The 19,095-nt window shown below is 62.4% G+C and carries 15 protein-coding genes and 1 tRNA gene; 4 read left to right on the top strand and 12 right to left on the bottom strand.

What is annotated here, in order from left to right; translation table 11 throughout:
- Positions 1–347 precede the first annotated feature (347 nt).
- Both ACFXQA_RS08470 and ACFXQA_RS08475 read right to left on the bottom strand, forming a co-directional pair.
- Positions 348–1,949 (bottom strand): endonuclease NucS domain-containing protein, encoded by a 1,602-nt coding sequence (locus ACFXQA_RS08470; protein WP_394519381.1) that lies wholly within the window; start codon positions 1,947–1,949, stop codon positions 348–350.
- A gap of 245 nt (positions 1,950–2,194) precedes the next feature.
- A complete protein-coding gene (locus ACFXQA_RS08475; RefSeq protein ID WP_394519382.1) occupies positions 2,195–2,431 on the bottom strand; it encodes a hypothetical protein in 237 nt (78 codons plus the stop codon).
- Between the two features lie 106 nt (positions 2,432–2,537).
- On the opposite strand from ACFXQA_RS08475, the gene ACFXQA_RS08480 reads away from it, so the two are divergent.
- On the top strand, positions 2,538–2,798 hold the full coding sequence (locus tag ACFXQA_RS08480; RefSeq protein ID WP_394519383.1) for a hypothetical protein: 261 nt from the start codon (positions 2,538–2,540) through the stop codon (positions 2,796–2,798).
- Between the two features lie 532 nt (positions 2,799–3,330).
- On the opposite strand, the gene ACFXQA_RS08485 is transcribed toward ACFXQA_RS08480, so the two are convergent.
- Positions 3,331–3,915: a dual specificity protein phosphatase family protein gene (locus ACFXQA_RS08485; RefSeq protein ID WP_394519384.1), complete on the bottom strand. Its 585-nt coding sequence runs from the start codon at positions 3,913–3,915 to the stop codon at positions 3,331–3,333.
- A 264-nt stretch (positions 3,916–4,179) separates the two neighbouring features.
- Between ACFXQA_RS08485 and ACFXQA_RS08490 the strand changes: the two genes are divergently transcribed.
- A complete protein-coding gene (locus tag ACFXQA_RS08490) occupies positions 4,180–4,620 on the top strand; it encodes an RNA polymerase sigma factor (RefSeq protein ID WP_394519385.1) in 441 nt (146 codons plus the stop codon).
- A 279-nt stretch (positions 4,621–4,899) separates the two neighbouring features.
- Here ACFXQA_RS08490 and ACFXQA_RS08495 read toward each other — a convergent pair whose 3' ends face one another.
- The 8 genes from ACFXQA_RS08495 to ACFXQA_RS08530 all read right to left on the bottom strand — a co-directional run bounded on the left by ACFXQA_RS08495 (position 4,900) and on the right by ACFXQA_RS08530 (position 15,199).
- Positions 4,900–5,544, bottom strand: coding sequence for a helix-turn-helix domain-containing protein (locus ACFXQA_RS08495; RefSeq protein ID WP_394519386.1), 645 nt, complete (start codon positions 5,542–5,544; stop codon positions 4,900–4,902).
- Complete coding sequence (locus ACFXQA_RS08500) at positions 5,541–5,813, bottom strand: helix-turn-helix domain-containing protein (protein WP_394519387.1); 273 nt, start codon at positions 5,811–5,813, stop codon at positions 5,541–5,543. Before ACFXQA_RS08500 ends, ACFXQA_RS08495 begins: the two co-directional genes overlap by 4 nt.
- 27 nt (positions 5,814–5,840) lie before the next feature.
- Entirely contained in the window at positions 5,841–6,941 is a 1,101-nt protein-coding gene (locus ACFXQA_RS08505; protein ID WP_394519388.1) for a tyrosine-type recombinase/integrase, read from the bottom strand.
- 306 nt (positions 6,942–7,247) lie between these two features.
- The gene (locus ACFXQA_RS08510; protein ID WP_394519389.1) at positions 7,248–8,243 is read right to left on the bottom strand and encodes a DUF6602 domain-containing protein; all 996 of its coding nucleotides are present in this window, start codon (positions 8,241–8,243) and stop codon (positions 7,248–7,250) included.
- Positions 8,244–8,364: 121 nt separating this feature from the next.
- Entirely contained in the window at positions 8,365–10,755 is a 2,391-nt protein-coding gene (locus ACFXQA_RS08515; RefSeq protein ID WP_394519390.1) for a P-loop NTPase, read from the bottom strand.
- Positions 10,756–11,103: 348 nt separating this feature from the next.
- On the bottom strand, positions 11,104–12,207 hold the full coding sequence (locus tag ACFXQA_RS08520; RefSeq protein ID WP_394519391.1) for a hypothetical protein: 1,104 nt from the start codon (positions 12,205–12,207) through the stop codon (positions 11,104–11,106).
- 37 nt (positions 12,208–12,244) lie between these two features.
- Positions 12,245–15,025, bottom strand: coding sequence for an ATP-binding protein (locus ACFXQA_RS08525; protein WP_394519392.1), 2,781 nt, complete (start codon positions 15,023–15,025; stop codon positions 12,245–12,247).
- A 100-nt stretch (positions 15,026–15,125) separates the two neighbouring features.
- Positions 15,126–15,199: transfer RNA gene (locus ACFXQA_RS08530), tRNA-Met, on the bottom strand.
- Positions 15,200–15,351: 152 nt separating this feature from the next.
- Here ACFXQA_RS08530 and ACFXQA_RS08535 point away from each other — a divergent pair.
- Entirely contained in the window at positions 15,352–16,158 is an 807-nt protein-coding gene (locus ACFXQA_RS08535) for a carbon-nitrogen hydrolase family protein (RefSeq protein WP_394519393.1), read from the top strand.
- Here the strand turns inward: ACFXQA_RS08535 and ACFXQA_RS08540 are convergent, their stop codons facing one another.
- The gene (locus ACFXQA_RS08540) at positions 16,159–17,361 is read right to left on the bottom strand and encodes an aminotransferase class I/II-fold pyridoxal phosphate-dependent enzyme (RefSeq protein ID WP_394519394.1); all 1,203 of its coding nucleotides are present in this window, start codon (positions 17,359–17,361) and stop codon (positions 16,159–16,161) included.
- 98 nt (positions 17,362–17,459) lie between these two features.
- Between ACFXQA_RS08540 and ACFXQA_RS08545 the strand changes: the two genes are divergently transcribed.
- Positions 17,460–19,073: a S1C family serine protease gene (locus tag ACFXQA_RS08545; RefSeq protein WP_394519395.1), complete on the top strand. Its 1,614-nt coding sequence runs from the start codon at positions 17,460–17,462 to the stop codon at positions 19,071–19,073.
- Positions 19,074–19,095 lie beyond the last annotated feature (22 nt).

Raw genomic sequence — 19,095 nt, forward strand, 5'->3', positions numbered from 1 at the left:
AAAACGCGATCAGATAATGACAGAAGCCGCTTCCAAATTTCTTTGGAAACGGCTTCTGACCTGTTCTTCTTTGTTGCGGGGACAGGATTTGAACCTGCGACCTCTGGGTTATGAGCCCGGCTGATTACGGTTCCGAGTGTTTCAGGTCGGCCGCTTGAGCCGGGAAATCGCAACGGGGACCGTCCCGGCCGATGCTGCACGTTTCAGGCAGATTCAGGGTGGTCGACGAGTGACGTAGTCAGACGTGTAGTCAGGGAACGTTTGTGAGCTGACGTCCTCTGCGGGGGTCCTGTTTGTTCGTGACAACCCGCCAACCGTCGGGTTAGAGCGCGTGCGACGTTTGTCGACTAGTACCAGTCCGAGTCTGTGGCCGCGTTGAACGCGTGCATCTGGGTCGCAGAACCGGGGTCGACGTGAACGTGAGCCCGCAGGTAGCGGACGAGTTCGTCAAGCTGCGTTGCGTGTGCCTGAAGAAAATTCTTCATCGACATCGCCTCTAGAAGGCCCTCGCGAAGATCCGCCTGCGTGCCTTTGGCTCGGCCAAGTAGGCCGTTCTGGGCGGATAAGACCATCGCCACAGGTTGCGCGGCGTACTTCTCCGCCAGGACGTGAGACAGGTGCCAGGAGTCAAGGAGTCTCGCGTTGGCCTCAGCCTGGCCGTCGAAGGCACGCAGGTCACCCCATTCACCGATGTTCTTGTATGCGAGGCGGACTCCTCCAACAATGTCGACCTCTGTTCCGTCCCACCCTAGATACCCAAAAAGTCCGAATCCGCGATTGTCTGGAGCTTCCACGGCCATTCCGAAGTTAGGCACGAGTTCCATCCACTGCATCGTCCGGTAACCGTGTAGGAGCGCCTGGAGCATGTCGTTCGGATCGTAGACGTTGACGCTGATGTCCCATTGCGAACCCGCCGCTTGGAGTTCATCTAGCCATAGGCGCGCCGGAGCGACCCAACCCGGAGACTCGGCGATTACTAGGGAAATGGAGCCTCGAAGGGCAGCCCATTGGAGAGAATTTGACGTCCGCGCCCTCCCTTGGAAATGCTGGGTGGATAGACCGCCCGTCCATCCTTCGCATGCTTTTCGGACGTCTGTTTCCGGGAAGAGTTCGAGGTCCTGGAAGACACCCGAGCGCTCAATATCGTCGATCTGCCAACCGTGCGCGCCAAGCAGCGCGCCTACCTTTTCCGGATAGCACACGCCAAGCGGAAGCCCTTCGTACTCCATGCCGAGCAGCACGACTTCCTCAGTGGGCATCGCTCCTAGATCGTCCTGGTCAAAGTCGCCGTCCGCGAGCAGTACCTCGAGCATTGGCTCACGAGGCGTCTCCGCGGCGATCGTCCCAAGCGCAAGCACGACCATCTTCCCTTGCCCCGCCTCCTCAGACAGGTGCAGTGCGACGTGATCCACAACGTCCAGGGAGTTCAAGCGATCCTTCACCTCCGACCATTTTTGCTCAAGCTGCGCGCTAGGCAGTCCATCGATGCGTCTCTGTGACGCCGTCAGACTGCGTGGTGTGCTGCGCGACAACGGACTCACGCGTGAGGTTCGAATGGGCGTCAGTCCGTCGTCGGACAGCTCGAGCACGAAGCCCTGCAGATCAAAGCTGCTCTGGTGCACGTAGTAGCTAAAGGGCACCAGGAGCTCGTGCCACTCAGTGGAGATCACGATGGCTCTGATCCGGTCAGGCGGCAGCCCCTTAGCTCGACTGAGAAGGTCGACATACTTTCCGACCTCATGGAGTGCTTGCCGTGATGTTGAGGTCGACTTTTTCAGCTCGATGACGACAAACGCGCCAGTGGAGTCGCGCGCCAAGATGTCGACAAAGCCGTCAGCCCCGTGAGCGTTCCGCAGGTGGAAGTTGTTGCTCACGTGTTCAAGCCCGGGCTCAATGAGCGGCAGACGGTTCGCAAGCTCGTCACGAATGGCGTTCTCGTTGGCGGTCACGTAGGAACAGTACTGAACTGGTGGGACGGCCCACAGCTTTCGGCAATGGAACAGCTGCGTGGGCACACGCGGCCCCCGGGTTGTTGCCACGATGCGGGGTTATGCACTCGGCGCGGGGGAGCTCCCTGGGGGTTGCAGAGTGGCGGTATAACACCAAAACACACGCGGGTCATGAAAAAGCACGGTAAGAACTACGAACTAGCTCCTTGACTCGATGGGTTCTCTCGCACGGCGGAGGCCCAGACTCAGGCCTTGTGCTCGACGTCGGCAATCGTGAAACGGATGGCGATCGCGGACGATGTCCAGCTGACAACCTCCGCGTCCACTAAGACGGGGGTTCCACCGAAACGTACCCACGCGCGAGCTGACTTCGGCTGCGGATCTCGCGTTACCGGTTCGGCATCTAGCTCGAGCTCCTCGCGGCTGAGGGACTGCAGCGGTCCTGCTGTGGCGGCGACGCGCTCGACGATGCGTTGATCCATGAGCTTGTCGTAGTGATGGCTGTACCTTCGGTTCGACCCAAAAGCGCCTCCCTCCGCAGGGGCCTAGACTAGTGGGGTTCGAACGTGTGTACTAATGTTGGAAGCTATGAGCACGACGACGAGGGCATCCGAGACGACGCTATGGCTAGTCAACGACATCCCCGCGCGGATGATCTACAACGGTCGTCGCTGGCGCGTCACTGACATGCCAACCCGGTTGCGGGAGTCGGTGTGGTCAGCGCCGGTTGAGCAACACCACGGCCTGTACGGGTGGCGCTTTCAAGAAACGGACGCAATGGGGGAGAGCGTGGTATTTGACGTCTACCGCGCTGAGAAGGACTGGCATGTACACCGCGCTTACGCCTGATCGAGCGGCGGATTCTCACCGTCGAACACGTGCAGTTGTGGCTCCGTCGTCAACCCAGAGTCGTCAAGCCAGGGACGGATCGGTGTGAGTGCGCCGCGCATCTCGTGACGGTAGCGCAGAACGGCCCTTTGCCACTGCCGTTATCAACAGCCCACGCGCACGGCGGCTACCCCGGGAGCACGGACAACTCGTCAATCGGACGCAGATCAGGATGGTCCGCCGTCCGGAGTCGTCGCGACTGTGAACGCATGAGGCCAGGACCTGTCCTTTAGTGGAGAGGTGAGCAATCGCCCAGTGGCGGCATAAGACACACGTTCCCAGCCTTCCACGGCGCTTGAAGGAGCGAATCGACGGATCGTTCCTCTTAAGGGCACATGGACCTACTAGTGGCGGTATGACCTGTGCACACCTGCACAACAGCGTTGGGGCCACTCGACGTCCCGGAGAAGCATCTCAGGCTCGACCTTCGGTGCACTGGCGAAAAGGGTGTATTTCTAGAGGCCGATGTGAAGGTGGCGGATGAAGGCGGCGTTCACCGCGTTTCGCTGAAGCCGCCCCTGTCGCTACGCCGCGGCAACTGATTGTCGACGCGCCACTGGCGGACCCTGTCGATTTGGGCGTGACCGTCTTCGTGGGACGCATCAATCTTGCCGAACCACCACTTCACGGCATCTTCGGCGTAACCAATCCGGGCGATGGGGCGCGCGCGGGTGATGTGACTAAGCGCATCAACAACTTCCCAGCCCTGCGTCAGCAGGATGGCAAAGGCCATGGTCGGGCCACGGTTGATGCCTGCCTGGCAGTGCGCCAGTACGACACGGCCCCGCTCGAATTCCTCCGTGGCGTACTCCGTGCCGTCGTCGAACCAACTGTCGGGCATTCGATAGCCGGCGTCCTGAACCCCGATGTGTAGGTAGTCGATCGTGGGGTTGTCTTCCGTTACCCAGCCGATGTCATTGCCTTCGAACCGTGTGTCAATGATCGACCCGATCCCAAGCCCCTTCAGTTCTTCCAGCTGGCGCTGTGCAAAGATCCGGTCGCCCTTGCGCAGTTCACCGCCCACCCAAAGTTGGGCGGTCAGCTGGCATACGTCTGCCAACCGTGTCAGTCGTGACATGGCCATTCCTTTCTGTGCGGCGCTGTATGGCCGCACACGGGAATACGGGCGGCGACCGCACTTCGGGGACACCCGGGTACCTTTCGTTTGCTGACGGGCGCTACAGTGCCCGTCGTGGACACAAATGCAGGCGGACGACGGGTGGGACAACACGGAACCGACCTTCCGTCGTACCGTGCCGCTGAAGACGCGGTGCGAAGGACCGTCAGACGGCAGTGGGGCGGGTGGTCCGCCGCAGATCGGGATGACCTGCAACAGCAAGTCATGATCAAGTACTTCGCGACGTTCGGTCGGGATCGACTTCCTGACGATGACGAAGGCGAACCAGCTGTTCCGATTGCCTGGCTGAAGACCGTGATTCGAAATGCGGCCATCGACTTCGATCGTCAGCGCAAGGCCCGTCCAGCCGATCCCGTCGACTTCCAGGCCGCTGACGGCTTGGGGCTGGAACGACTGATGGGCGAATTGGCCCACCAACCCAGCCTTTCTAGCGATGTCGCCCAGAAGGTGGACGCGCAACGAACGCTAGGCCCGGCATTGCGGTTGTTGGCGACGGACTACCCACTGGATCTGAAGCTGATCAAATGGCGTTACATAGACGATCGGGACATCGAAACCATCGCCGAAATTTTGGGCAAGTCAACGGACGCTGCGAAAAAGGCGATCCAGTGCGCCACCAAGCGTCTTAGAGACCGGATGGAGTGAGGGCTCTCCCTGCAAAGCCTGGCAGGAGCGGTTGCGGACCTGCCGTCTTCCGGTACCTGGTCGCGTTGCTTTGTCAGCGTGGCACTTGTTGATAGTGCGCAAACCCTTCTTCGGGGCCAAGACGTCAACCCCGCGTGTTCCCGGCTGCCGGGTTAGCGCAGACAGACAGGCTGGCCAATGCCGGATAAGTCTTGAGGCAACACCCGCCTGTCGAAGTGCACCACCCTCAGTACCTGCTGAATTTCAACCCTGCATGTCTCCCTCGATGAGGCTTGGTGGCTACGGGTCGTCGTCCATCTCAGATGAATCTCCATCGTTCGCCTGGAACTTTGTCTGTAGACGCTGGGCCTTCTTCCTCACCTCGTCAGTCCGAACCCTCAGCTCCTCGGGTTCTTCTAAGAGTTCACTATTCTTCTTCTTCCTTGTATCTATAGATGCTTCTCCAGAGTCGGTATGGATAGGTACAGGAGGGTGGGGAGGTCCGGCCGGTACAGGAGATAGTACTGCTGCGCTGTCTTCAGTTGTGGCAGCAGTACTGTGCGCAGTCGCGTCTTCAGTGCTGTCTGAAGCGCTGGCCGTAGTAGGCCCCGCTTCGCCCCGAGCACGTTTCTTCTCGCTCGTGAGGAACCGGTAAACGGACGCCCGAGCGCTGTCGCCGGACCCGCCGCCGTGCTGCGTTTCCCGGATTAGTCCCAGCGTCTTCGCCTGCTGCAGAGCCCTGGACAACGTGCGCTCCGTGACGCCGCAGTCGTCTCCCAGGCGAGACAGTCCGGGGTAGGCATTCTCGCCAGTTTCGTAGTCCGCATACTCCATGAGCCGAAGAACGATGAAGCCCTGGGCGGGACTGAGATCGCGCGAGGCGACATGGCGAAACACCCGCCTGCGGGTAAGGGTTTGCCAAGCAACGGGGGCTTGCGCATTCATGAGCTGGCCCGCCGCGACGAGTTGCGTGCGATGAAATCGTCGATCGATGCCCGAACAACATACGTGCGGCTTCCGATCGCCACCGTCTCAAGCTGGTCAGCCTTGATGAGCCGCCACAGCGTCGTTCGGCTGACTCCGAGCCGGTGCGCTACTTCGTCCTGGGAAAGAAGGTGCGGTTCGCCCCATTCTGCTCGGGCGAAGGGCAAGCGCGTCATCATCATCATGAACGGGAAGCGTTCGGGGGAGAGGGGGCTGTTCTGTCGGTTCACTTCGTGTTGTCCTTTCGAGTCGAGTGATTAGAGGCCGAGTGCTTCAGCGACTTTGGCTGCGCCCGCACGTGCTGCGTCGTCGGTGACGTGGCCGTAGGTGTCCGCAGTGATCTGGATGGACGCATGTCCGAGATTGGCGCTCACAACCTTGAGTGCCACTCCGTTAAGTAGGGCGGCCGTTGCGTAGGTGTGGCGCAGGGAATGCACGGTGACCCCTATCAGATCGGCTTTCCGTGCTGCCTCCCGCACCGTGCGCAGCACATTTTGCGGCTCGACAGGAGCGCCTTCCGCGGTCGTGAAGACCAGCCCGCTGCCGCGCCACCTGTTGACAGCCCGAAGCCTTTCGGCGGCCTGTGATGCTCGATGTTGGCGAAGCAGCGTCGTCATGGCCGGGGACAGGGCGACGGTGCGCCTGCTCGCCTTGGTTTTCACTCCGGAGACCACAAGCTCACGCCCGCGGCGGGTTAGAGAACCGCGCAACTTGGCGTGTGCATTGTCGAGGTCGACGTCGGTCCAGGACAGTGCCAGGGCTTCGCCGCGCCGGACACCGGTGCCCAGAATGAAGCGGAGAACGACCTCGTAACGGTGTGACTCGGCCGTCCGGAGCAGCCTGGTCACCTCTGCGGGGGTCAGGAAGCGCGCCTCCTGGCGACTGACGCCGGGCTGCCGAATTTTGTGTGTCGGGTTGAAGGCCAGCAATCCGTTGCTGACAGCATCATCCAGCGCTTTTCGCAGCGTGGTGTAGCAGTTGCGGCGGGTGGAATCGGCTTTCCTGGCAGCCTTCATGGCCAGTAGCAGCCGGTTGATGTCGTTGCCTGTCAGGCTGCCCAGCGGGATATGCCCAATGGTGGGGATGATCCATGTCCGGCAGTAGCCGGCGTGCATGATCTTCGTGGCTTCAGCTCGGTCGCTCAGGGCTAGGTAGGTTTCCGTCCATTCGATAAGCCAATCAGCGAGGACGCGTGTTGCGTCGCGCACTGGTCCGCCGGTCCTGACCCTGGCTCGCGCCGCCTCGGCTTTTGCTTTAGCTTCGGCCTGCGTCTTCCCGTAGAAGAAGTGCCGCTTCCCATCCACCGTCCATGTGACGGTGTAGCGGTTGTCTGCGCGTTTGGTTAGTCGCCCTGCCATGTTTCCCCCTGTGAATCGGTCACATAGGAATACGGGGCACGTCGGAATCGGGGGACACCCCAGCAGTCAGTCGTGAACCGCAACCGTAGTCACCGGGGTAGTCATCGCACTACTGCGGCTAAGGACGCACTCGCCAGCGCTGCTTCGAAATGCCCGCTGATCAGGCCAGCGTGTGTCGGGATTGGTTAGGTGACCCCCGAAAGACCGGTGGGTTGCATGCCCAGCGGCGGGCGCGCAAGCGCAACCGATCAAACAACGTGCCGGGCCCGGGAGCGAATCGCAACGACGCGACTCATAAATGGTGCGCTAGGCGCTCGCGATTGCCCACTCATTCCACCCCGCTGGGACGGCATGCCCGGCAATGCTGGCGATCGTTTGCGGCGAGTAAACATCCCCTAAAGGCCAATTTCGGGTCGCACCGCCCCCAGAACCCCAGAGGCCGGCGAGTCTGAAGTAGTCGGCCAGCGGCCTCATTCCCGGGTCTTCCCACGCAACCGCCTGAAGAAGCATCGCGACAAGCACGGCCACCGGGTTAGAAGGCGACGTGTCATCTCTTCGCGGAAATGCGGTCATCACGCCCCCTTCGGCGGGAAGCCCATATGTGAGTTGCAGGTCCTCCCAGTGCTCCTTCGCGATGACGACCGGACCAACGTAAGCGACCCTGTGTAGATTCCAGGACGCGAGGTCGGATACGCAAACGACGTCTAGCAAGTCCCGCGGATGTTCCGCGTCGCGATGCAACGCTTGAATTGTGGAATCCATGTTTTTCAAAGGGTCCGACCGGGGTGAGTTCCAGGAATGGCTGTGAGCCACGAGCCCGAATATAGGCCCACGCTTCAGTTCTTTCTGAAACGTGCCCACGTCAAGCGCGCCCATATTTTTGACGATCTTCGCCGTTCTGAACGCTGCCTTGACGTGCGCCACGGTAAGGGTTGTTTTGCACTCGAATACCGCGGCTACGCCGCTGACCAAGTAGACCTTCTTGGATGCTAGACGCGGCGGATAGGAGGGTTTTAATACGATGACATCCACCTGAGGGCTGGCTGACCCGTCGGCTCCCAAGATCCGTCCTTTGGTCACAATGGTGTAAGTGGCCGGAAGCCACCGCCGCAACAACTCGGCCCAATTCTCCTCTCCCTCATCCCCGGCCGTTCCAGGATCTTCCTTCGTTCGTGCCCGAATGCGGGTGTACTCCGAAGAGATCTCATCGAGATCTTGGCTAAGAAATACAGCTAGCTCATGCGGCCGTTCTTCGCGCTCAGTCGCTTTTGGAGTTCCGTGCGTCATCGTCACATCCAACACCAGGACGCCTCCGGGCGGCATACCCCGCAAACCGTCTATGGCGTTCGCCGCTGCGCCCGTGCTGTCAACGGGCAGTCAACGGCATCGAGAGCCCGCTTGTGAACGCTTGAAGTGTCTCGTGTCAGACGAAGTTCGTTGTCATCCAGCGCTCGGTGCTAGTCCAAGCGTCTTGCACTTCTAGGTTGTCGCGGAAACGGATGGACCCGATATGTCCAAAGTGGAGCAGATCCTCCTTCAGTGAAAGCTTTTCCTGGCGAAGGAGCGGCGCGGTGCGAAGCCACTTCAGGCCTAGCGTCAGAAATACCACGTACGTGTGGGGCGTGTTTTGACCCGGGTCGAGCATGATCGCCTTCAGTAGACCCAACGCCTCTGTCACATCCGCCTGCGCGGCGGGCGACGCAGGCGCGCCCACGCTTCGCTTCAGCAGCAACATGCTCCACGCGGTGTCAATGCGGGCGTCATCCTCGAGCAACGCTCGAGATTGCCGTAGGAAATTCTCTGCCGCTCCGAGATCGCCGAAGCCAGTCTCGAAGCTGCCGCGCTGCAACCAGTAGTGGGGATCGGACGCCAGCCACTCTTCGACCTCGCCGTATATCCGTTGGATAGTAGGAGTGTCGATCACCAAGCGTTTGAGAGTGTCGTGGTTGATCAAACGGATCAGAAGGCGGCCATAACGTGTTTGCCGCACGTTGCCCAGCGTGTAGTGCGAGGCAGCCAGGAAGATCAGGTCAGCAAGCCAGTGCTCAAGCAGACCTTCCTCCCGAAAATAATCGATTGCGGATTCGGCAATCACTCGGTGCCGGGCGCGATATCCACGGCTATCGCCCACAATGATCCGAGAGTCCTCTAAGCGGCGAAGTGCTGTAAGCGCAGAGTTGGAATCGTTCGCCCGTGTAGCGGCAAATAGGACGTCCTGCCTAGTCAGCCGACGATTATCTGCCCACATAGAGGTGCAGATCAGACCGTAGATGGAGAGGTCAGCCCCAGATAGCGACCTACATTCTTCTGCGACCCGATCGTGGAACCGCGTGCCCGAGGTGGCCTCTATAAGGGTGACTAGTAGCTGGCGATCGTCGCGATCGACGATCTTCTCGATCTGCTGCAGGCGTGACAGGCTCCTGAGCGCGCCCAGCCGGTTGGCGCGAGCAAGCTGGTCCAGAAGAGCGCCCGCATCGGCGGTGCTGAGCTGCTCCTGGTGAAGAGCGGCCTCCAACACGAGGCGTTCACTATAGCGGAGTTGAGAGAAGCGAACGCTGCGGGTGGAGACGATCGTGATCAGGGTGTCTGACGTCTGGGCGAGGACCCTCAGGACGTTTGTGGCATCTCCGCCGAAGCGATCGAGGTCGTCGATGAAGACATAGTCAGGCATCAGCCTTGCAACTTCGTCTCTGATGTGAGCGAGAGTAGATTCGGTTTCCCGGTCGAGCCAGACCACCGTATGACCTCGAGCAGCAAGCGTGGCTGCCGCTCGCATGAGCGACGTCGACTTGCCGGAACCGGCACTTCCCGTCACCGCGAGCGTCCCGGACGAGAGTGCGTCGATTGCGGCCAGGAGATCTGCGTCGAACGTGAACTGGGCAGCGAACCCGTTGGCCACATCACCCCAAACTGGCGCTGACCCTAGAAGAAAGTCCGGGGACCCCGCGTCCGCATCGCGGATCAAGCGGTCCACCGACAGAAGCGGTCCAAGCGCATGAACCGTTTGGCGGGGGATGGTCTTTAGCGCGTCGACTGCGGGCGCAAGGACGCGCGCAAAAAAATCCTCCTCTGTCTCCGACAGGTGGTCAAAATTGAGCCTCTGGAGCATGGCTCTGCGACCGGGGTCTACGTGTGGTGTGACAAGCCACGACTTCGGTCGAAGTTCTGGCCCGCTTCCACGGTTCCCCCGAAGCTGCAAGTAATGCCAGAGAGGGCTCTCGTCTAGCACCGATCCGACAACGACGACGGGTCGTGTCGAGATGTCGGTGACGAACTCTTGGTACCAACCGTCCTGGCGCGCTGTTCGGTCGGCGAACTCCCATGGAGAAAAAGTCACATTTGGGAACTCTTCCAGTGTTCCGTTGACGTGAACGACGGTGAGTTGCGCGGAGTTGACTGCGCCCGGCGTGGAGCTCAGCGCGGAAAGAATCTGCAAACGATCGGGCAATAGGCCGGCCAAGGCGGAGTCGCTGTCGTCGATGTTGAGGGTGTACACGCGGTGCCATGGCAGTGAGAACCAGTCCAGATACCGCGGAGGCATCAACGCCTGGTCGATCGTGAAATGGCGCGCAAGCTGCTCGCCCAGCAGGGTACGAGAATTTCGCGAGGACTCTTCGAAAACCATTGCGAGCGCGGTGTTGTCGTCGAACGGCTCGTTGCCAAAGGCGATCGGCCAGAGGCTTTCTGCGAGCTCCGCTCCGATCGGCAACGGGTCGCCGAAGCGGTCGGTGAGTCCGCGCGAGAACCCCGCACCCGTGAGAAGTACTGCTTCTCCGCGTCGGATTGCGTTGATGATCGAATCGGCGTTAGTCATCTTTCCTCCGTTTTGTGGAGCATATCGAGTCCCGCTGGGCGGCTCGAAAGTGGCCGCGCACCTCCCTTCCTCCGCTGACGAGATCGGTAGAAGCAGTCGTCGACTTTGAGACCTGCGTGGCCATAGTCCCGACGCGCTCCTCCGCTGGCTAGCTCAATTCAAGGCGACGTTGACCACGCGGATTATGCACGACCGGCCCCGCCACTTTCGACCTGCGGGCGGTATCGAAGCGGACAGTACATTTCGCGAGCATGAAGGGGAGACTTCGCATGCAGCGTGCGTCGACGCCTGCGAACGAGAACTTTTGCGCGACGCCCCGCGATGTCCGGCCCAACGCCTGTCCCGTCGCTACGCGCGGTTCTTCGTTAAGGTGAGGATCGTCTCGATGCCCATTCGCAGGTCCAGCGCCGACCCCTCGAGGGTTGGCGGAGGCAAATACCGACGGCTCCTCGGGATCTCTCGAGTGCGCCGGTTTGACTCCTGGAACCCAACAGCGCTTCCAATAAAGCTGAGCGCGTCGTCAACACGAACGCTCGTGCCGCCGTGATTGGAGTTGGCTACGACAAAGGTTGCACTCCCGCCCGGCTTGAGCACCCTACCCATTTCGGTGAGGAGCGACTGCAGGTCGAGGAGATACCGGTTGTAGATACGGGTCTTCCGCGAGTTGAGATCACCCGACAGGGTCTCCGCACGTATGGCTGACAGCTGGGGATCATCTAGCGCGCCTCGCTCCGCGCCAATGTTGGTTCCGCGAAGCTCCCGCAGGTCAGCCACTGAATAACCCATCCACACGAGAGCCAGCCGGTGTCCGCGGAGGTAGTCAATGGCGGTGAGGTAAGGCGGGCTGGTCATGATTGCGTCGACCGTGCCAGCCTCGAGCGGCATCGCCCGCGCGTCGCCCCTTGCGATCGTGAGTCGCTGGCGCGCTTCCTCAGTCAGACCTCGTCGGCGCGAAAGTACCGTTCGCACGGCCGCGACGAAACGCATCAGCGGGTCGAAGCTGGCTTTGTCCCGCACGACATGCGGTCGGCTGTGGGAGACATCTCGAGCGCGCGACGCGCCCGCGTCCTTCGTGATGATGAGGCGCGAAAAGCCGCACCACAAGACGGCGTGCATCGATGGGTCGCTCGCGGCGATCCCGGCCGCCAGGGCAGCGAGAGACCGCTGAGAAACCGAGTCGAACCAGTAGTTCGCGAAGGTCTGGGATTCCTCGTCAGCCATAGAGAACTGAGATCCCGCTTCAAGCCGAACGATTTCGTGAGCGCGTTCCATCACGGCGTCGTCGTCGCCGACCCAAGCAGCGGCGTTCGCGATTAGAACCGCCAATGGGTCACTGTCGTAGCCAATGGCTGGGTGTCCGCTCGCAGCCGCGGAAAGAAGAAAAGTCCCCGATCCCATCATGGGGTCGAGCACGATCGAATCGGTTTGGAGTTCCTTGATGTACTCGGACACAAGTTCTGGTGCCATGCGCGCCGGGAATGGGTGAACGTTAAGCGCTGGCATCTGCAGTTCCTTGCTTAGGCACGGTGTTCAGAAACGCGTCGGCGAGGTCGCGATCAAAAAGGTCGAGTGATTCGCGGATCTCGGAATAAAGCGCAGCGGGGCTGGCGTTCAATGCGATCATCCGGTCGTCGACGTAGACGGACTTTGGCGCGAGGGCGCGTAGCGCACGCGAAAGAGAGGCAATCTGCGGGATGTCAATGTCCGGATCGGCATCGACGAGGATCGGAGCGAGGGCCTCGAAGGTCATCGGGAATCGGCGTTCGCTGTTTTTCACGAGCGAGTCGATCAGTGCTGAAACCGGTGGACGGGGCACTCTCGCTGTCTTGGACTGCTCTTCAACCCACTGGCGTGTCTGTTCAGGGGTCCGCGCATCGAACAGTGATCGCAGGTCGTAGGCGTTCAGTCCCTGCAGCGCGAACAACTCGACGAGCCGCGCCAAGTCTTCGACACGAATGGCGGTGATCTCGTCGTTCACACAGACGTCGTTGATGAGCCCTTCCGTGTCGAGAGCTCCTTGAAAGTCGGGTGCGACAAGGAGCGTGAAGTTCGGAACTACGTCGAGTTTGTGTTTTTCGGTTGCCTTCTGTCGGTGCACCTTGAGAACGGATGTTCTCGCTGTGTCGGCTCGGATTCTCCCCGCAGCCTTGACCGGCTCGCTCTCCTCGCTGAGGGCTGCGCGAACCGTATCCTTCGTTGACTTTGCTTCATAGGTGAAGGCGTAGCTGGAAGTCGTGCCGACAAGCTCCCTTAGACCCAGCCGTGCAGTCGCGATCCCGTCAGTGCCGTGCTTTGGCCCGCCGAACCGATCAACGTGGAACCCGAGCAGCTCCAGCGCATCACCCACGGCATCTTCGAGCGCGTTTTCGTCATTCGTGGCGTCTCGGAGTTGCTGCGCGATCACGCTGGCGGATCTAGGGAAACGAAGGGTCAGCTCTCGTAGGAAGACATCGCGACGAGCCACCACACGCGCGACAACCTCAGCGGGCACGTTTTCGTCCAAGAGGTACGCCTGTGTCAGCATCTCGCTCAACCCGAACAGCTTCATCGGTTCCGCTACCGTCTTCGCGTCGATGTAGTTGCTGATGAATGGATGCGACTGATTCAGGATCGCGGCCCGCTTACCCGGGTCATACATAATCATTGGTTCGTCCGGAGAGCGCGCTTCAAGAAGCACACTTTCGACTACGTCGCTGCCGCTCGCTAACAGTTCCCCGACATCGGTGATTGCATCTTCGTCGAGCCCTAGGCTCAGCGCCAACGAAGAATCGGCCGAGGCGCGCTGCAGCATACGGCGCAGCGGACCTTGACTCAAAGCATTCGACGGCTGCGACAGGCGGCCAGTTCGCGAAATGGCAGTGATGACGTCGCCTTCGTCGCCCTCAGTCGCGGCTGACCGCGCCCGGTTGAAAACGGCGACTAGGTAGTTCTTCAGCTCGTCGAGCCCCGGAGACTCTTTGATCGTCTCCCGTGCGCTTGCAACTTGCTCGTCGAGATCGTCGGCATCGATCTCCATCCGAAATCGAGTTAGTGTTCCGTGTCGCAACTCGGGGCCGACGGAGAAGTCCTCATCGTCGAAATTGATCAGACGGCCCAGGACGCGGATAAAGAATCCATGGCTGCGACCGAGTTCCTCGCTTCTGCCTCGCTGTAACGGCTGCTTGTAGAGCGAAGCGGTTCCTGAAATGACGCCGGCCTTCGGGAGCTTTAAGTAGAACCGGCCGCTCGTCTGATTGGCCTCACCGGGACCCCACTCACGATCCGAGTTCTTGACGAGCTGTCCCTCGTCCTTGCCGACCACGAACGACCAAGCGACTTCACCGTCAATCTTTGACGACTTGAGCTCTTCGTCGTCCAGCCAGAGCGCGAACTGCGGGTTGAGCGGCAGGGCACTGCGCAGAACCCATCGCAACCTGCCGAGCTTGATCTCGCGTGCTGCGGGCTTGAGCTGCGATAGAACAGCCGCTGTCCAGTGCTGTTTCGTCTGAAGTGCCTCGAGAACCCGGTCGGCGCTCACCGCACTGGATTCAATGGACGCGGCGACGGCGGCTAGAGCTGCCTCCCGTGTGAGCTTGACAACATCGAGCTCAAGTTCCGTGCTTTCCAGCATCTCGTCTGTGTGCGAAACCTTGCGGTAGTCCATCGTTACGGCGAGGTAATTCCCATCGCGGTGCGTAATGTACGTCAACTGCTCTGCAAGGACGTAGGTAGCCAGCTTCCCGATGCCAAATTTTCCGACCGGCCGCTTACGGCCAGGTGGGGGCGTGGCGGTTCGCTTTTGAGATTCCCCGATACGCCAAAGCGAGGTGAGGCCGGCGAGGTCCATGCTCTCACCGTCATCGATCACGACAAGATTCGCGTTCGAGTCCGACAAGTCGGCCGCGAGATAAACCCACACGCTGCTCGCGCCTGCATCGTATGAGTTGGTGATCAGTTCTTCGAAGGTCTTGGTGGGAGAGCTGTAAAGCCCTTCGGAGAATCGCTCGATGATGCCGTAGGAGATGCGCACCGGGACCTGTGACACCTTCGCACCATCGGAGGCGAACGCTGCGACAGGAACGGCGTCCAGCCCGGTGGTCTGGTCGGCACTGCTACTCAAGATGTCCCCCGATTCTCTTGGGCTCAATGTAGACCAGGTCTCGGACTCGACCCACATCACGCAGTGGGGATGTAACGTCTCATTTTTCAGACGGTTCGGATGCCCTCGCGCCGATGGCGTCTCGACGTGACCCGATTCGCTTGCAAGACGCGACGAGGGTTCGGGGCGCATTCCACTGCAATGTAGTCAAGCTCGTAGTCAACTCGCGCAATAATGCCAGAAGCCGCTTCCGGATGTTCCCGAAAACGGCTTCTGACCTGCGCATATCTTGTTGCGGGGACAGGATTTGAACCTGCGACCTCTGGGTTATGAGCCCAGCGAGCTACCGAACTGCTCCACCCCGCGGCACAAGAAGTTAGCCTAGCACGCGATTCGAGGTCCCGCACATCGGGGCGGCTTCACGGGTGTCCGCGAGACTCCGAAGAGGCGGAATCACCGGCGGAACTCCTACTGTGGGGGTGTTCCGTCTTCGCCCGACGACGGGGGAGGAGCATGCGATGACCGATCGTTCGGTAGCCGTCGCGGTCGCGCAGTTCGCGCCCGCCGCATCTGTCGCCGCCAATCTCGACTTGATCCGCGAACTCGTCGAGCGCGCCGCGAAGCGGAGCGCCCGCGTCGTGCTGTTCCCGGAGTACTCCAGCTACTTCGTCGACCCGTTCGACGACACCCTGACGGCGAACGCCGAAGACGTCGACGGTCCATTCGTGACCGAGCTCACCAGGATCGCGGCCGCTTTCCGCGTCGTCATCGTCGCGGGGCTGCTCGAGAAGGCGTCGGACGCCGAGCGAGTTCGCAACACGGTCGTCGCCGTGAACGGCGACGGGGTCATCGCCCTCTACCGAAAGCTCCACCTCTACGACGCGTTCGGACAACGCGAATCCGACTGGGTCGAGCCCGGTCTGATCGCCACGCCGCAGACGTTCGATGTCGACGGGCTGAGGTTCGGCCTCATGACCTGTTACGACCTCCGTTTCCCGGAGGTCGCGCGGACGATCGTCGACGAGGGGGCCGACGTCGTCCTCGTCGCCGCCGAATGGGTGCGCGGTCCGCTCAAAGAACACCATTGGCGAACGCTGCTCGAGGCTCGCGCGATCGAGAACACGGTCTTCGTCGCAGCATCCGATCATCCGCCGCCCCTCGGCGTCGGTCACTCCCTCATCATCGACCCGCAGGGAGTCGCCATCGCGTCGGTCGGTACGGCCACCGACGTCGCTGTCGCCCATCTCGAGATAGAGGCCGTGCAGCGCGTTCGACGGGTGAACCCCGCGCTCGAGCTGCGGCGTTTCCGCGTGGTTCCGTCCTGACTACGCGCCCAGGAGGGCGAGCCGGCGAGATGCTTCGTCGAGCACGTCGACACGCTTGCACGCGGCGAATCGTACGAGCGTCGCGAACTGATCGCGGTGCTCCGCGCTCGCGAAAGCCGTCAGGGGAATGCCGACGACGCCCGCGCGCTCGGGGAGCGTGCGACAGAAGTCCCCCGCATCCGTCGCCCCGAGCGCAGACGCATCGGCGACGGTGAAGTACGACCCCCGGGGATCCGAGACGGCGAACCCTGCGGCGCGCAGACCACGGCCGAGCGTGTCGCGCTTGTCGCGGAGCGTGGCGGCGAGGTCGGCGAAGAACTCGCGTGGCAGGCGCAGGCCCGTGGCGATCGCGGGTTGGAAAGGGCTTCCGTTGGCATACGTGAGGTATTGCTTGACCGTCAGGATCGCCGACACGAGAGGAGCGGGGCCGCTGAGCCAGCCGATCTTCCACCCGGTGACCGAGAAGGTCTTGCCCGCCGATGAGATCGAGACCGTGCGTTCCCACGCACCGGGAAGCGTCGCGATCGGTACGTGCGCGCCGTCGAAGACGAGGTGCTCGTACACCTCGTCGGTGACGATGACGGCGTCATGACGCTCGGCCAGTCTCACGATCTGCTCGCGCACCGCGGGCGCGAAGACCGCACCGGTCGGATTGTGGGGGTCGTTCACGAGGATGACGCGCGTGCGGTCGGTGACCGCGGCGGCGAGTTCGCCGAGGTCGGGCTGGAAATCGGGCCACCGCAGCGGCACGGTCACGAGGCGAGCCCCCGCGAGGGCGACCGCCGCCGCGTAGGCGTCGTAGTAGGGCTCGAAGACGACGACCTCGTCGTCGGGGCCGTCGAGCAGGGCGAGCAGCGTCGCGGCGAGGGCCTCCGTAGCGCCCGCGGTCACGATGATGTCGCGCTCCGGATCGAGCCGCAGGCCGTAGAAGCGTTCCTGGTGCTCGGCGATGGCCGTGAGGAGGTCGGCGAAGCCGCGGCCGGGAGCGTACTGATTCACGCCACGCGCGATCGCCTCCCGTGCGGCATCGAGGACGACCGCCGGTCCGTCTTCGTCGGGGAACCCCTGACCGAGGTTGATCGCGCCGGTGGAGGCCGCGAGACCGGTCATCTCGGCGAAGATGGTCGAACCGATCGTGCCGTCCGCTGCGCGCAGACCAGCTCCGTCGGCGGTGCGTCGCCAGGCCCCGGGAATCTCTCGCATCCCGCTCACGCTAGTCGCATAGACACAACCCACGCGCACCATATGAAACGCACAGCAACCCCCCTCAAGCTGAAGGTCGCTAGGCAGAAGGAGCAATCATGAGTGAGAACCAGGGCGACCGCCCCGACGAAACCGCTGCGGCGTCCGCGACCCCGCACACCTCCGACGCTTCATCGGCGCCGCAGAACGACGCGCCCATCGCGTCGTCGATGCCCGCCGACGCCGCGACCCCTGTCGCCCCGCCGCTTCCTCCGGCGCCGGCTGCACCTGCGGCGTCGCAGGCAGCGCCCGCCGCCCCGCAGGCGGCGCCCGCGTGGACCGGACAGCGCCCGCCGCAGCCGTCGTACCCGCAGGCGCCCTACGGAGGGGCCCCGCAGCAGCCGACCTACGGCGGACCCGCACGGGGCGGCTACGCGGGGCAGCCCGCAGGTCAGGCATTCGGCGCGGCTCCGCAGACCACGCAGCAGACCCAGCCCACGCTGCCGCTGCACAGCACGACCGAGACCGCGCCCCGCAAGAAGTCGAACGCGGGCAAGGTCGCCGGGCTCATCGTCGCGGCGGCCCTCGTCGGTGGCGCCGCCGGCCTCGGCGGCACCTACGCGGGTCTGAGCATGTGGAGCGGTTCCGAGGCCGCGCCGATGGCCGGCCCGGCAACGGTCACGGTCAACGACACCGACGATGTGAACCTCACGACGGGTATCGCCGCGAAGGTCGTTCCGAGCGTCGTGACCATCAGCGCGTCGGGCGGCACGAGTGGCGGCACCGGATCGGGTGTCGTGCTCAGCGAAGACGGCTACGTCGTGACCAACACGCACGTCGTCACCCTCGACGGCGCGACGGGCGACGCGACGATCCGGGCCACGACCTCCGACGGCCGTGTGTACGACGCCGAACTCGTCGGCACCGACCCGACCTACGACCTCGCCGTCATCAAGCTGGTGGATGCTTCGGGCCTGACGCCCATGGACATCGCCGACTCGGGCGACCTCAACGTCGGTGACGAGACGATTGCGGTCGGCGCTCCGCTCGGACTATCGAACACGGTCACCACGGGCATCGTGAGCGCGTTGAACCGCTCGATCGAGGTCGCCTCGTCGGCGGCACCCGAAGACGACCAGCCCTCGGAGGGCGGCGAGGGCGGCTCGGGCGAGAGTCCGTTCCGTTTCGACTTCGGACAGGGTGAGCAGGGAACCGGTCAGTCGAGCGAGACCATCAAGATCGCGGTCATCCAGACCGACGCCGCGATCAACCCGGGTAACTCCGGAGGCGCGCTGGTCGACGACCAGGGGCGCCTGATCGGGATCAACGTCGCGATCGCCTCGGCGGGGAGCTCATCGGGCCAGGCCGGCTCGATCGGCGTCGGTTTCGCCATCCCGTCGGCTGTCGCCGAGCGTGTGGCGAACGAGATCATCGAGAACGGCGAGGCGACCCACGGTCTGCTCGGTGCCTCGGTGCAGTCCACGTCGACGGTGCAAGACGCCACGATCTCGGGGGCCTATGTCGCCGAGGTCAGCGAGGGCGGACCCGCCGCGCAGGCGGGCCTGCGCGAGGGTGACATCGTCACCGCGTTCAACGACCTTCCGATCACCAACTCCGTCGACCTCACCGCGCAGGTTCGCGCGGTGGCTGCCGGCAGCACGGCGACCGTCACCTACGTGCGGGACGATCAGACGCGTACAGCCGAGGTCACGCTCGGGGCGTTCGCTTCCTGACGCAGACCACACGAGAAGAGCC

Source organism: Microbacterium shimangi (assembly GCF_043556445.1).
In the GTDB taxonomy this organism is placed as follows: Bacteria; Actinomycetota; Actinomycetes; order Actinomycetales; family Microbacteriaceae; genus Microbacterium.

Coding starts and splice junctions, on each gene's coding strand:
- ACFXQA_RS08485 (WP_394519384.1), bottom strand. CDS start 3,915: ATGTCACGACTGACACGGTTGGCAGACGTATGCCAGCTGACCGCCCAA.
- ACFXQA_RS08540 (WP_394519394.1), bottom strand. CDS start 17,361: ATGCGAGAGATTCCCGGGGCCTGGCGACGCACCGCCGACGGAGCTGGT.
- ACFXQA_RS08515 (WP_394519390.1), bottom strand. CDS start 10,755: ATGACTAACGCCGATTCGATCATCAACGCAATCCGACGCGGAGAAGCA.
- ACFXQA_RS08545 (WP_394519395.1), top strand. CDS start 17,460: ATGAGTGAGAACCAGGGCGACCGCCCCGACGAAACCGCTGCGGCGTCC.
- ACFXQA_RS08495 (WP_394519386.1), bottom strand. CDS start 5,544: ATGAATGCGCAAGCCCCCGTTGCTTGGCAAACCCTTACCCGCAGGCGG.
- ACFXQA_RS08505 (WP_394519388.1), bottom strand. CDS start 6,941: ATGGCAGGGCGACTAACCAAACGCGCAGACAACCGCTACACCGTCACA.
- ACFXQA_RS08490 (WP_394519385.1), top strand. CDS start 4,180: ATGATCAAGTACTTCGCGACGTTCGGTCGGGATCGACTTCCTGACGAT.
- ACFXQA_RS08480 (WP_394519383.1), top strand. CDS start 2,538: ATGAGCACGACGACGAGGGCATCCGAGACGACGCTATGGCTAGTCAAC.
- ACFXQA_RS08535 (WP_394519393.1), top strand. CDS start 15,352: ATGACCGATCGTTCGGTAGCCGTCGCGGTCGCGCAGTTCGCGCCCGCC.
- ACFXQA_RS08525 (WP_394519392.1), bottom strand. CDS start 15,025: ATGCGCCCCGAACCCTCGTCGCGTCTTGCAAGCGAATCGGGTCACGTC.
- ACFXQA_RS08475 (WP_394519382.1), bottom strand. CDS start 2,431: ATGGATCAACGCATCGTCGAGCGCGTCGCCGCCACAGCAGGACCGCTG.